Source organism: Spirillospora sp. NPDC052242, assembly GCF_040679555.1.
GTDB lineage: Bacteria > Actinomycetota > Actinomycetes > Streptosporangiales > Streptosporangiaceae > Spirillospora.
On the sequence record NZ_JBFAUZ010000008.1, the window covers coordinates 132,552 to 144,789 of the forward strand.

Consider the following 12,238-nt stretch of genomic DNA (forward strand, 5'->3'; position numbering starts at 1 on the left):
GATGGCTGGGACGATTCCGCCGTGTGGGAGCCGCTGTACGCCCCTGGTCGGGGCGGGTCTGTCAGATCTTGGAGACCTGGTTGAAGGACAGCTCGACCGGGGTCTCGCGTCCGAAGATCGAGACGAGCACCTTGAGCTTCTGCGCCTCGATGTTGATCTCGTTGACCGTCGCGGGGAGCGTCGCGAACGGGCCGTCCATGACGGTGACGGACTCGCCGACCTCGTAGTCGACGGTCGCCTGCGCCTTCGCGGGCTCCTTGGTCTTGACGGCCCCGGCGACCTCTTCGGGCTCGGGGGCCAGCAGCTTCGCGACCTCGTCGAGGCTCAGCGGGGACGGCTTGTTCAGCAGGCCCACGAACCCGGTGACGCCCGGGGTGTTGCGGACCGCGGCCCAGGACTCGTCGGTGAGGTCCATGCGGACGAGGATGTAGCCCGGCAGGACCTTCTCGTTGACCTTCTGCCGCTTGCCCTGCTTGATCTCGGTGACCTCGTGCTGCGGGACCTCGATCTGGAAGATGTAGTCCTCCATGTTGAGGGTCTGCGTCCGGGTCTCGATGTTGGTCTTGACCCGGTTCTCGTAGCCCGCGTAGGTGTGCACGACGTACCAGTCGCCCGGCTGGAGCCGCAGCTCCATCTTGAAGTCGGCGTACGGGTCGGCCGGGGGCCCGGCGGGGGCCTCGGCCTCCTCGCCTTCCTCGCCCTCCTCGGCTTCCTCGTCCGCTTCGGCGGCTTCGCCCTCCGCGGCGGTCTCGCCGGCGTTGGCGGCCTCGGCGGCCTCGTCCTCGGCGCGCACTTCGGCGGCGAGGTCGGCGGCGCCCTCGGCGACCTCCGGACCGGGGGGCTCCTCGCCCTCGAGCTTCGTGTCCGCGGGCTCGCCTTCCCCGGCGGTGACGGCCGCCTCGGCCGCCTCGTCGGCGGGCTCGGCCGCCTGGCCGGCCGCAGCAGCCGCAGCGGACTGGGCCTCTTCCACGGCCTCGTCGTAGGGCTGTGAGGACTCGGACACGATGTCTCTTTCTCTCGGTCTGCGCTGACTGGTTGTACGACGGTACGGCGGTGCGGCCGTTCGACGGCCGCGCGCGGCCCGGATGCCCCGGCGCCGGTCGTCCCGACGCGGTCGTTCCCTGCGGGACGGGATCAGCCGAAGATTCGGTAGATGCCTTCCTGCAGACCCCAGTCGACGCCGGAGACGAGCGCGACCATGAAGAGGACGAACACCAGGGAGACCGCCGTGTAGGTGATCAATTCCCGGCGGGTGGGCCAGATGACCTTGCGCAGCTCGGCGACGATCTGGCGCACGAACAGCGCGGGGGAGGTCCGCTTTCCGACCTTCTTCCGCTTGCCCTTGCCTTCGTCCTTGGCCTCGGGCTCGCCGCGCGTCTCAGTCGCCATGCCGCCGTTCACCCCATCGGTCGTGTTCGGACCACCTCGTGGTCGCCGCGCCGTTCGCGCCTTCGCGCGTCACGGCGTCGGCCGCCGCGACGCGGCCGGCACGGGTGCGCGCACCGCACCTCGCAGGGCAGGAGGGACTCGAACCCCCAACCGCCGGTTTTGGAGACCGGTGCTCTACCAATTGAGCCACTGCCCTTCATTCTCCGGATACGGAGAACTGCCCGGCCGGGCGGCCGAGCTCGTGCCGGTTACCAGCTTACGGCCTCCCGAGGGTCGCTCGTGCGGACAGCCTCGTAGCCGGTGACGCGTCACTAGTGGCAGGAGTCTACGTGGCCGCGGCCCCCGCGTCGAACCGAAACCCGCGAAGATCGTCGCGTCCGCGTCGCGGGCGGCGCGCGTCCGGCTCGCGGGCGGAGGCGCGGAACGCGTCCCCACCGGCCCATACATATCGCTCTGGTCACCGGCCGGGGTCTGTAACGATAGGGGTATGAGCATCGACCGTCCTCGCATCTCCAAGCGCATATCCGCGATCTCCGAGTCCGCCACGCTGGCCGTCGACGCCAAGGCCAAGGCGCTGAAGGCGGCCGGGCGTCCGGTCATCGGGTTCGGCGCCGGAGAGCCCGACTTCCCGACGCCCGACTACATCGTCGAGGCCGCGGTGACGGCCTGCCGCGTCCCGCGGTTCCACAAGTACACCCCGGCCGGGGGGCTGCCGGAGCTGCGCACGGCGATCGCCGAGAAGACCGAGCGCGACTCGGGCCTGAAGGTCGAGTCGTCCCAGGTCCTGGTCACCAACGGCGGCAAGCAGGCGGTGTACGAGGCGTTCGCCGCGCTGCTCGACCCGGGCGACGAGGTGCTGGTCCCCACCCCGTACTGGACGACCTACCCCGAGTCGATCAAGCTCGCCGGGGGCGTCCCGGTGGACGTCGTCGCCGACGAGACGACCGGGTACCGGGTGAGCGTCGAGCAGCTCGAGGCGGCCCGCACGGACCGGACGAAGGTGCTGCTGTTCGTCTCCCCGTCGAACCCGACCGGCGCCGTCTACACCCGCGACCAGATCGAGGCGATCGGCCGCTGGGCGGACGAGCACGGCCTCTGGGTGATCACGGACGAGATCTACGAGCACCTCGTGTACGGGGACGCCGAGTTCCACTCGATGCCCGTCGTCGTGCCCGAGCTCGCGGACCGCACGCTCGTCCTGAACGGGGTCGCGAAGACGTACGCGATGACCGGCTGGCGGGTGGGCTGGATGATCGGCCCGGCGGACGTCGTGAAGGCCGCGCAGAACCTGCAGTCGCACGCGACGTCCAATGTGGCGAACGTCTCGCAGGCCGCCGCGCTCGCCGCCGTGACGGGCGACCTCGACGCCGTCGCGGAGATGCGCAAGGCGTTCGACCGGCGCCGCCACACGATGGTCAAGATGCTGAACGAGATCCCCGGCGTGCTCTGCCCGGAGCCCGAGGGCGCGTTCTACGCGTACCCGTCGGTCAAGGAGCTGCTGGGCAAGGAGATCCGCGGCAAGCGTCCCGCGACGTCCGTAGAGCTGGCCTCGCTGATCCTGGAGGAGGCCGAGGTGGCGCTGGTGCCGGGCGAGGCGTTCGGCACCCCCGGCTACTTCCGCCTGTCGTACGCGCTCGGCGACGACGACCTCGTCGAGGGCGTCTCCCGCGTGGCGAAGCTGCTGTCCGAGGCGAGCTGACGCCCGCCGCGGACGAGGGAAGGGCCCCGGGCTTCGGCTCGGGGCCCTTCCCTATGGGCGGACGCCCTCGGCGACGCGCATGAGGTCGGCTGCGGCGGCGCCGCCCGCCTGGACGGTCGCGCCGACGCCGGGGCGCGGCAGCCAGGAGACCTGCCGGCCGGAGCCGGGCGCGGCGCCCGCGAGCGCGGGCGTCCCCCGGACGGACGTGCGGGACGGCACGCCGACCGGCGGTGCGAGCTCCTCGGGGCCGCGGATGCCGGTGCCCTCGACCAGCCGGATCCGCACCCAGCCGGAGTCGCCGCGCCACTCGCAGGTGGTCGTGGTGCGGGCGGCGTCGCGCTCGGTGGTGCACGGGCGCGCGGCGGCGAGGCCGTCCGGCAGGTAGGTGAGCCACGCGGGGCGGGACGGCTCGGCGCGCGGCGTCGCGGAGGCCGGGGCCTCGGGCGCGCCGGTGGACGGGCGCGGCGTCCGCGGCCCCGCCGTGCCGTCCTTCCCGGACTCGGACGAACGGGACGGGACGGGCACGGGCGCGCGCTCGGGGACGCCGTTCCCGGGCGCGGCGGTGGAGGGCGCGACGCCCTCGGGCGCCCCGGCGGGCGCGGGCTGGATCGACCGGTACGTCGGGACCAGCGCGAGCGCCGCGACGGACGCCCCGGCCACCGCCGTCGCGGTCCGGATCCGGGCCTTGCGGCGGCGGTGCCGGCGCCGGACGTCCGACGCGAGCGACCTCGGCGCCCGCGTGTCGGCGACCCGTTCGGCCATGGCGCGGCGCAGTTCGTCCTCTACGTCCATGTCATCCCCCCATCGGCGCCAGGTTCGTGTCGAGGCGTTCGCGGAGTCTGGCGAGCCCCCGCGACGCCTGGCTCTTGACGGTCCCGACGGAGCAGCCGAGCACCCGCGCGGTCTCCGCCTCCGAGAGGTCCTCCCAGAAGCGCAGGACGAGCACGGCGCGCTGGCGCGGGCCCAGCCTGCGGAGCTCGTCCATCAGCGCCCCTCTCAGCTCGACGGAATGGTGCGGCGACACGGCCGGCGTCTCGGGGAGCCGGGCCATGTGGATCTCGCGCAGCACCTTCCAGCGCCGCGCCCGGCTGATCGTGAGGTTCACCAGGATTCGCCGGACGTACGGCTCGGGGTCGGCGTCGGCGTCGAGCCTGCCCCAGTGCCGGTACGCCTTCTCCAGTGCGGTCTGCAGCAGGTCCTCGGCGTCCTGCCCGGCGCCGCACAGCAGCGCCGCCGTGCGCAGCAGCGCGTTGCCGCGTGCCGCCACGAACTCCACGAACGACTCGTCGTCTCGACGCCCCACTGTGCTCCGTCCGGCTCGTGCGGTAACGGTCATCGGGGACGGACGGTCCCGGGCCACGGGGTCGGCGCCCGGGACCGCCCGCCGGTCTTCGGGTCGGGTCCCGCCGGTGGTGTCAGCGGGCCTCGCGGAGCCCGGCCGCGACGTCCTTCACCTGGCCGAGCGCGGGCGAGCCGTGGACGTACAGGGAGTGGCCGTTCTCGTCGTACACGAGGACGCCGTGGCCGCCGGGCAGCTGCCACGCGGCCGCGCCGGAGACGGTGACGGGCGTGCCGCCCGAGGGCAGCTTCAGGGCCTGGCGCAGCTCCTGCTCGGTGACGCCGGACGGCGTCTGGAGGAGCTGCACACTGAGCCACCGGCCCGCGGCGCCCGTCCACTTCTGGGCGACCGTGCAGACCTGCTCGCCGCCGAGGTCGCGGGCGGCGCGGGACGTCGCCTCGTGGCGCAGGCCCTTGGTGAGCATGAGGGCCTTCTCCGCCGGGCCGCCGACCGGGACGGCCGGGTCGAGGTCGCGGCAGTCGAGGCGCGGGGTGGGCGCCTCGGGCACGGCGGGCGTCGCGGGGACGCGCGCGTTCGGCGCGGCCGCGGACGTGCTCACCGGGGCGTCCCCGCCCGCGGGCGGGCAGACGGGCAGGTTCCCGGCCTTCCGCTGCAGTTCCGCGGCCTTCTCCCCGGCGCCGCCGACGGCCTCGCCCGCCGCACCGGTCGCGCCGCCCGCGGCCTCGCCCGCCTGGGCCGCCGCGCCGCCCGCGGCCTCACCCGCCGTCCCGGTCGCGCTGCCCGCGGCCTCGCCCGCTCGGGCCTGCGCGCCCTCGGCGGCCTCGGCGGCCCCGGCAGGCAGGTCGACGGCCGGGACCTCCGGCGCGCCCTTCTGGCGCAGCCCCTCCGTCCCGGGCACGCCACCGGACGCCGGCGGCACCGCGCCGGGCTCGGGCAGCGCCGCGCCGGGAGCCGGGACGCACGTCGGCGTCGCGGCCGGCGCGCCGCCGGCCTCCCGCGCGGCGGCGGCGGGCCCGGACGCATGCGCGCCCGCGGGCGCGGCCGTGTCCGAGCCCGCGCCGGTCATGGCCCACGTGACGCCGCCGCCGACGGACAGCGTCCCGACGGCGGACGCGGCGATGAGGGCGGCCTTGAGCGTGATCATCGTGATTCCCTTCTGCCCCGCAACACTCTTGCGCCCCTCGTCTACGCACGGACGGTGAGCAGGGTTGCACGGAAATCACAAGATTTTTCCGTCATGCCCATGGGGCGTGATGGCCGCCGCGTGTCATGGGAGGTAGTCCGGTGTGATGATCCTGGTGGGGCGGCCGTTCACGGCGGCGCGCCATCCGGCAACATTGGTCCATGGAGGCCCGTACCGTTCCCGCCCGTCCGGTCGACGAGGATGCCCACGAGGGGCCCGTCACGCGCGGCGCCGCGCGCCCCGACACGGCGCTGCTCCCGAAGGCGCACCTGCACCTGCACTTCACCGGCTCGATGCGGCACTCGACGCTGGTCGAGCTGGCCCGGCTGCACGGGGTGCACCTGCCGGACGCCCTCGTGGACGACTGGCCGCCGCGGCTGCACGCGACCGACGAGCGGGGCTGGTTCCGGTTCCAGCGGCTCTACGACATCGCGCGCTCGGTCCTGCAGACCCCCGACGACCTGCGGCGGCTGCTGCGCGAGACGGCCGAGGACGAGTCCGCCGAGGGGTCGGGCTGGCTGGAGATCCAGGTCGACCCGAGCGGGTACGCGGCGAAGTTCGGCGGGCTCACCCCGACCGTGGAGCTCGTGCTCGACGCGGCGCGCGAGGCGTCGGCGGCGACCGGTGTCGGCATCGGGGTGGTGATCGCCGCGAACCGGACGCGGCACCCGCTGGACGCGAAGACGCTCGCGCGGCTCGCCGTCCGGTACGCGGGGCGGGGCGTCGTCGGGTTCGGGCTGTCCAACGACGAGCGGCGGGGCCGCGCCTACGACTTCGAGGGGGCGTTCCGGATCGCGCGGCGCGGCGGGCTCCTGTCGGACCCGCACGGCGGCGAGCTGCTCGGGCCCGCGAGCGTCCGGGAGTGCCTGGAGACGCTGGGCGCCGACCGCATCGGGCACGGGGTGCGCGCCGTCGAGGACCCGTACCTGCTGGAGGCGATCGCGCGGCGGGGCGTGACGCTGGAGGTGTGCCCCGCGTCGAACGTCGGCCTCGGCGTCGCGGCGACCGCGGCGGACGTCCCGGTGCGGGCCCTGCAGGAGGCCGGCGTCCCGATCGCGCTCGGCGCCGACGACCCGCTGCTGTTCGGCTCGCGGCTGGCCCGGCAGTACGAGCTCGTCCGGTCCGAGCACGGGTTCACCGACGCGGAGCTCGCCGAACTGGCGCGGCAGTCGATCCGGGGGTCGGCCGCACCGGACGACGTCCGGGCGCGGCTCCTCGCGGGCATCGACGCCTGGCTCGCGAACGCGAACTGACCCGGGGCGCGGGCGCTCACGCGCCGGGGCCGTCCGGGCGCCACCGCCCGCGCCGCTCCAGGTGCGCCACCAGCAGCTCGCCCGCCCGCAGGACGTGCGCGCGCATCTCGGCGCCCGCGCCCGGCCCGTCGCCCGCGCGCAGCGCGTCCAGGACGCGCCGGTGGTCGCGGACGGCGAGGCGCGGCCACTCGGGGACGTCGCCGAACAGCCCGCGCGGGACGTACCGGGCGGCCGTCCCCATCGACCAGGCGAGCTTCGGGGACGCGGCGGCGACGTTGATCCGCCGGTGGAAGTCGCGGTTGTGCTGCTCCATCAGGTCCGGGCGGCGGACGGTCCGGGCCTGTTCGAGCGCGCGGTGGAACGCGTCGAGGTCGCACAGCGCGGCGTCGTCCAGCGCGGCGGCGGCGCGGGCGGCCAGCTCGGCGGCGATGCCCGCCTGCACCCAGAACAGGTCGGCGACGTCCTGCTTCGACAGCGGCGCGACGACGAACCCGCGGCGCGGCTCGAGGACGACGAACCCCTCGGCGCGCAGCGACTTCAGCGCCTCCCGGACGGGCGTGACGCTGATCCGGAACTCGGCGGCGAGCCGTTCGAGGCGCAGATGCTCGCCGGGCCGGACCCGCCCGTCGACGATCAGTTCCCGGATCCGCGCGGCGACCTCGTCGGCGAGCTGCAGGCGCATTCCGGCCGCCGCGGGACTCGGCGGCCGCGGCTCCACCGGTCGCGGGCGCGGCGGTCGCGGGCCCGGCGGCGCGCCGGGCGTGTGCCGGGGCAGGGGGACGGCCACGGTGCACTCCCCAACGGGCCCCGCCGCGGCCGGGCCCCGCGGACGTCAAAGGGCCCGCTCTGTTCATGCCCGCGAACGCCCTGCCTGACGCCCACGACCCCGAACCTCACTCGGTCGCCGGTGCGGTCAGAGGGTGACGCCGACGAGGACCGGTTCGTTCACGAGCTCCACGCCGAACGCGTCCCGCACCCCGGCGCGCACCTCGCGGGCCAGGTCGAGGAGATCGGCGGTCCGGGCGCCGCCCGGGTTGGTGAGCGCGAGCGTGTGCTTGCCGGAGATGCGGGCCGGGCCCGTGCCGTGCCCCTTCGCGAACCCGGCGCGGTCGATGAGCCACGCCGCGGACGTCTTGGTGCGCCCGTCCGGCTCGGGGTATCGGGGGAACGTCGCGTCCGGGCCGAGGCGCTCGGCGACGCGGCGCTCCAGGTCGGCGAGCTGCGCCGGCTCCAGGATCGGGTTCGTGAAGAACGATCCGGCGCTGCGGGTGTCGGGGTCGGCCGGGTCGAGGACCATGCCCTTGCCGCGCCGCAGCTCCAGGACGGCGTCGCGCGCCTCCTTCAGCGCGACCCGCTCGCCGGGCCGCACGTCCAGCTTGCGCGCCAGCTCGGCGTACGCGATCGGCTGCGACTCCTCCGACTCGCGCAGCGCGTACGTCACGTCCAGGACGACGTACCGGTCGTCGCCCTTGAACACGCTGTTGCGGTAGGTGAAGCGGCACTCGTCCGGGCCGAGCGTCACCCACGCCCGGTCGCGCCGGTCGTAGGCGCGGACCCGCACGATCGTCTCGCTGACGTCCTGCCCGTAGGCGCCGACGTTCTGGATGGGCGTCGCGCCGACCCGTCCGGGGATCCCCGCCAGGCACTCGACGCCGGCGAGCCCGTCGGACACGCAGCGGGCGACGAACGGGTCCCAGTCCTCGCCGGCCTGCACGCGGACGTGCACCCGGTCGCCCTCGGCGGCGACGCGCTCGGTCCCGCGCGTGCCGACGTGCACGACCGTCCCGGGGAACCCGTCGTCGGACACCACCACGTTGCTGCCGCCGCCGAGCACCAGCAGCGGCCCGCCCGACTCGTCGGCCTCCCGGACCGCCGCGACGACCTCCTCCTCGGTGGTCGCCTCGACGAACTTCCGGGCGGGGCCGCCCAGCCGCAGCGTGGTGTATCCGGCCAGGTTCACCTCTTCGGCGATCACCGCCACGTCGTCATCCCTCCGTACGTTCGCGTCCGCACCGGCCGGGCGTCCCCGGCCGGTGCGGACGGGCGCGCGCCCGTTCAGGCGAGACGGACGACCGCCTTGGCGCGCGTGAGGACCTTCTGGTCGTTCGACCTGGCGGTGAGCGCCACGACGACCTTGCCGTCGTCCAGCTTCTCCTCCACCGTGCCGCTGATCTCCAGCGACGCGCCGCCCTCGTCGGGGACGACCACGGGCGAGGAGAACCGTACCCCGTAGTCGACGACCGCACCCGGGTCACCGGCCCAGTCGGTGACGAACCGTCCGCCCTGCGCCATCGTGTACATGCCGTGCGCGATGACGTCCGGCAGCCCGACGGACTTCGCGAACGACTCGCGCCAGTGGATCGGGTTGAAGTCGCCGGACGCGCCCGCGTACATGACGAGGTTCGCGCGGTCGACCTTGTACGTCTGCGCCGGGATCTCGGTGCCGACCTCGACGTCGTCGTACTTCACCTTCGCGGTCATCCCTAGGCCCCCCGCTCCACGATCGTGTTGTAGGTCTTGCAGACCAGCTCGCCCTCGACCGTCTTCACGTCGGTCTCCACGACCATCTTCTCGTTGTTGCCGATCGACTTGATCTCGGTGATCGTCGACGTGCACGTCACGACGTCCCCGGCCTTGATCGGGCGGGTGTACTCGAACCGCTGCTCGCCGTGCACGACCATCGCGTAGTTGAGGCCGAGCTCGGGGTCGGCGAGGCCGGGGTTGCCGAGCGACACCACGATCGGGAACGTGGGCGGCGCGATGACGTCGGGGTGCCCGGCCGCCTTCGCCGCCTCCGCGTCGCGGTAGACGGGGTTGCGGTCGCCGATCGCGTCCGCGAACTCGCGGATCTTGACGCGGCTGACCTCGTAGGGCTCGCTGGGCGGGAAGCTCCGCCCGATGAAATCACGGTTCAGTGCCATGCAGTCCGTCCTTCCAGGTCGAACGGGGCGTCGCGCCCGGGTGCCCGCGCCGTGAGCACCGTTCCTCTGCGTCTCGACGGACGGTAACAGAATGACGTTCAGCCCGCCCCCGTGGGTCTCACCCACGAGGACGGGCTGAAGGTCGTGCTGAACAGGTGAGCAAGCCGCGAAGAAGCCACCCCGCTCGTCCCCCACGTCCGGCGCGCTTGCACCGGTGGGATCGGAGGCCGCTCGGCCCGAACCCCCGCGTGAGCCGGACTCGCGTCCGTCCGTCCGAAGGGCACTCCGCCCGGCGCCGGGCCCGCGCGTCCGATGGGCGCTCGATCCACCCCGTGAGCCGGGCTCGCATCCGGACGACGCTCGCCCCGCCCCGCGTGAGGCCGACTCGCGTCAGCGGGTCCGGCGGGGGCCCGTGTCACGCTCGTGGGCCGGGCCTCGCAGCCGGTGGGCGGGGTGGGAGGGGCCGTGTGCCGGGGCTCGTTCCACGCGCGGCCGGAGGGCGCTCTGCGCCCGGAGGCCGCGCGGCTCCCCGGCGTCGGGCTAGCGGGTCTCCCGGTGCGGACGGTGCGTCCGGCAGTTCGGGCAGTACTTCTTGATCTCGAGGCGGTCCGGGTCGTTGCGCCGGTTCTTCCGCGTGATGTAGTTGCGGTGCTTGCACTCCTGGCAGGCCAGCGTGATCTTCGGCCGTACGTCGGTGGCAGCCACGTTGGAGTGCCTTTCTGAGCTAGGGACAGGGAACTACGGACCGGGGCCGCCCTGCGGGCGGCCGGCGGTACGGACCCCAGCCTGCTCACCCCCCGGAGGGGGTGAGAGACCTGGGTAGTAGCGAGGGCCGGACTTGAACCGGCGACACAGCGATTATGAGCCGCTTGCTCTGCCTGACTGAGCTACCCCGCCGTGATGGTCGGTGTGGACCGGTTTGCAAGGATACCGGATGCCCACCGCACCCTCGGAACAGCATTTCCCGGACCGGAGGTCGGGGAAGCGCGTTCGGGTGGCCCCGGAGGGCCGCACCCAGGTTACCCGGTGTGCCGGGTGACCCGCGAATCGTCCCGATGGAACCGGTGGGACGCTACCACAGGGCCCGTCACGAGGCGAATCCGGACGTCCGGGCCCGGAGCGCCCCGGGAACGACGAAGGCCGCCCTCCGATCGTCCGGACGGCGGCCGCGGTGTCGTTGAGCCCCTTTACGGAATCGAACCGTAGACCTTCTCCTTACCATGGAGACGCTCTGCCGACTGAGCTAAAGGGGCTTGCGTCGTTCGCGCAGTGGAAACCATACACGGCCCGGGCACCACTTGCGAACTGGAAAGCCCCGCTCGCCCGCCCCGCCCCTTCGCGGCGGCGTTTCCGCAGGTCAGCGCAGTAGGTGCCGGCCGATGACGAGCTGCTGGATCTGGCTCGTGCCCTCGTAGATGCGGAACAGCCGGACGTCCCGGTAGAACCGCTCGACGGCGACGCCCCGCATGTAGCCCATCCCGCCGTGGACCTGGACGGCCCGGTCGGCGACCCGCCCGACCATCTCCGAGCAGAAGTACTTCGCGCAGGACGGCCCGAGCTTGGTGTCCTCGCCGGCGTCGTAGGCCCGCGCGGCCTCCAGCACCATCGACCGTCCCGCGTACAGCTCGGCCTGCGAGTCGGCGATGAGCCCCTGGACGAGCTGGTACTCGCCGATCTTCCGGCCGCCCTGGGCGCGTTCCTTTGCGTACGCGACGGCCTCGTCCTGGATCCGCTGGGCGAGGCCCACGCAGACCGCGGAGATGCTCAGCCGGCCGTGCGCGAGGGACGCCATCGCGGTGCGGAACCCGGTGCCCTCCGTGCCGACCATCGCGGCGGCGGGGACGCGGACGCCGTCGAAGAACACCTCGGCGGTGTGCGCCCCGCGCTGCCCCATCTTCACGTCGGACGGCCCGACCTTCAGCCCGTCCGCGCCCTTCTCGACGAGGAAGGTGGAGATGCCGCGGGAGCCCTCGCCGCCCGTGCGGGCGAACACCATGAAGACGTCCGCCTCCGGGGCGTTGGTGATGAACCGCTTGGCGCCGTCGATGACGTACTCGTCGCCGTCGCGGCGCGCGGTCGTCGTCAGCGTGCTCGGGTCGGACCCGGCCTCGGCCTCGGTGAGCGCGAACGCGCCGACGACCTCCCCGGACGCGAGGCGGGGCAGCCAGCGGTCCTTCTGCGCGTCGGTCCCGGCGTGGACGAGGACCTGGCCGGCGATGCCGTTGCTCGTCCCGAACATCGAGCGGAACGCCGGGCTGGCGTAGCCGATCTCGAAGACGAGCCGGACCTCCTCGCTCATCGACAGGCCGAGCCCGCCGTACTGCTCCGGCAGCGCGTACCCGAACAGGCCCATGTCGCGGGACGTGCGCCGCACCGACTCGGGGATCGCGTCGGTCTCCTCGATCTCCTCCTCGCGGGGGATCACCTCGTCGCGGACGAAGCGGCGGACGGCCTGCAGCACGTCGTCGAAATCCTGTGGCTCCATGCCGCCCA

General features: G+C 73.8%; 13 protein-coding genes and 3 tRNA genes. 2 read left to right on the forward strand and 14 right to left on the reverse strand.

Annotation, left to right across the window (positions count from 1 at the left end; all coding sequences use genetic code 11):
• Positions 1-61: 61 nt before the first annotated feature.
• From nusG to AB0L25_RS09085, 3 genes are all read right to left on the reverse strand, one after another.
• Positions 62-1,006 carry a transcription termination/antitermination protein NusG gene (nusG, locus tag AB0L25_RS09075; RefSeq protein ID WP_500170291.1) on the reverse strand — a complete coding sequence of 315 codons (945 nt, stop codon included), beginning with the start codon at positions 1,004-1,006 and terminating at the stop codon, positions 62-64.
• A gap of 128 nt (positions 1,007-1,134) precedes the next feature.
• Complete coding sequence (gene secE / locus AB0L25_RS09080) at positions 1,135-1,389, reverse strand: preprotein translocase subunit SecE (RefSeq protein WP_500170158.1); 255 nt, start codon at positions 1,387-1,389, stop codon at positions 1,135-1,137.
• A gap of 123 nt (positions 1,390-1,512) precedes the next feature.
• Positions 1,513-1,585 (reverse strand) — tRNA-Trp (locus tag AB0L25_RS09085).
• Between the two features lie 291 nt (positions 1,586-1,876).
• Here AB0L25_RS09085 and AB0L25_RS09090 point away from each other — a divergent pair.
• Positions 1,877-3,088, forward strand: coding sequence for a pyridoxal phosphate-dependent aminotransferase (locus tag AB0L25_RS09090; protein WP_500170159.1), 1,212 nt, complete (start codon positions 1,877-1,879; stop codon positions 3,086-3,088).
• Between the two features lie 51 nt (positions 3,089-3,139).
• Here AB0L25_RS09090 and AB0L25_RS09095 read toward each other — a convergent pair whose 3' ends face one another.
• The 3 genes from AB0L25_RS09095 to AB0L25_RS09105 form a co-directional block, all read right to left on the reverse strand.
• Positions 3,140-3,880, reverse strand: coding sequence for a hypothetical protein (locus tag AB0L25_RS09095; RefSeq protein WP_500170161.1), 741 nt, complete (start codon positions 3,878-3,880; stop codon positions 3,140-3,142).
• 1 nt (position 3,881) lies between these two features.
• Positions 3,882-4,391, reverse strand: coding sequence for a SigE family RNA polymerase sigma factor (locus tag AB0L25_RS09100; RefSeq protein ID WP_500170163.1), 510 nt, complete (start codon positions 4,389-4,391; stop codon positions 3,882-3,884).
• A 112-nt stretch (positions 4,392-4,503) separates the two neighbouring features.
• On the reverse strand, positions 4,504-5,532 hold the full coding sequence (locus AB0L25_RS09105) for a hypothetical protein (protein ID WP_500170165.1): 1,029 nt from the start codon (positions 5,530-5,532) through the stop codon (positions 4,504-4,506).
• Between the two features lie 332 nt (positions 5,533-5,864).
• Between AB0L25_RS09105 and AB0L25_RS09110 the strand changes: the two genes are divergently transcribed.
• Positions 5,865-6,824, forward strand: a complete 960-nt coding sequence (locus tag AB0L25_RS09110) for an adenosine deaminase (RefSeq protein WP_500170292.1) — start codon at positions 5,865-5,867, stop codon at positions 6,822-6,824.
• 16 nt (positions 6,825-6,840) lie between these two features.
• On the opposite strand, the gene AB0L25_RS09115 is transcribed toward AB0L25_RS09110, so the two are convergent.
• From AB0L25_RS09115 to AB0L25_RS09150, 8 genes are all read right to left on the reverse strand, one after another.
• Entirely contained in the window at positions 6,841-7,611 is a 771-nt protein-coding gene (locus AB0L25_RS09115) for a GntR family transcriptional regulator (RefSeq protein WP_500170167.1), read from the reverse strand.
• A gap of 126 nt (positions 7,612-7,737) precedes the next feature.
• Positions 7,738-8,805 carry a UDP-N-acetylmuramate dehydrogenase gene (locus AB0L25_RS09120; RefSeq protein ID WP_500170168.1) on the reverse strand — a complete coding sequence of 356 codons (1,068 nt, stop codon included), beginning with the start codon at positions 8,803-8,805 and terminating at the stop codon, positions 7,738-7,740.
• Between the two features lie 74 nt (positions 8,806-8,879).
• Positions 8,880-9,305 (reverse strand): MaoC family dehydratase, encoded by a 426-nt coding sequence (locus tag AB0L25_RS09125; protein ID WP_500170170.1) that lies wholly within the window; start codon positions 9,303-9,305, stop codon positions 8,880-8,882.
• A gap of 2 nt (positions 9,306-9,307) precedes the next feature.
• Positions 9,308-9,745 carry a MaoC family dehydratase N-terminal domain-containing protein gene (locus tag AB0L25_RS09130; protein WP_500170172.1) on the reverse strand — a complete coding sequence of 146 codons (438 nt, stop codon included), beginning with the start codon at positions 9,743-9,745 and terminating at the stop codon, positions 9,308-9,310.
• A gap of 540 nt (positions 9,746-10,285) precedes the next feature.
• Entirely contained in the window at positions 10,286-10,450 is a 165-nt protein-coding gene (gene rpmG, locus AB0L25_RS09135; protein WP_026404241.1) for a 50S ribosomal protein L33, read from the reverse strand.
• Between the two features lie 118 nt (positions 10,451-10,568).
• A tRNA-Met gene (locus AB0L25_RS09140) sits at positions 10,569-10,642 on the reverse strand.
• Between the two features lie 283 nt (positions 10,643-10,925).
• Positions 10,926-10,998 (reverse strand) — tRNA-Thr (locus AB0L25_RS09145).
• A gap of 104 nt (positions 10,999-11,102) precedes the next feature.
• Positions 11,103-12,230 (reverse strand): acyl-CoA dehydrogenase family protein, encoded by a 1,128-nt coding sequence (locus AB0L25_RS09150; protein ID WP_500170174.1) that lies wholly within the window; start codon positions 12,228-12,230, stop codon positions 11,103-11,105.
• Positions 12,231-12,238: the final 8 nt, after the last annotated feature.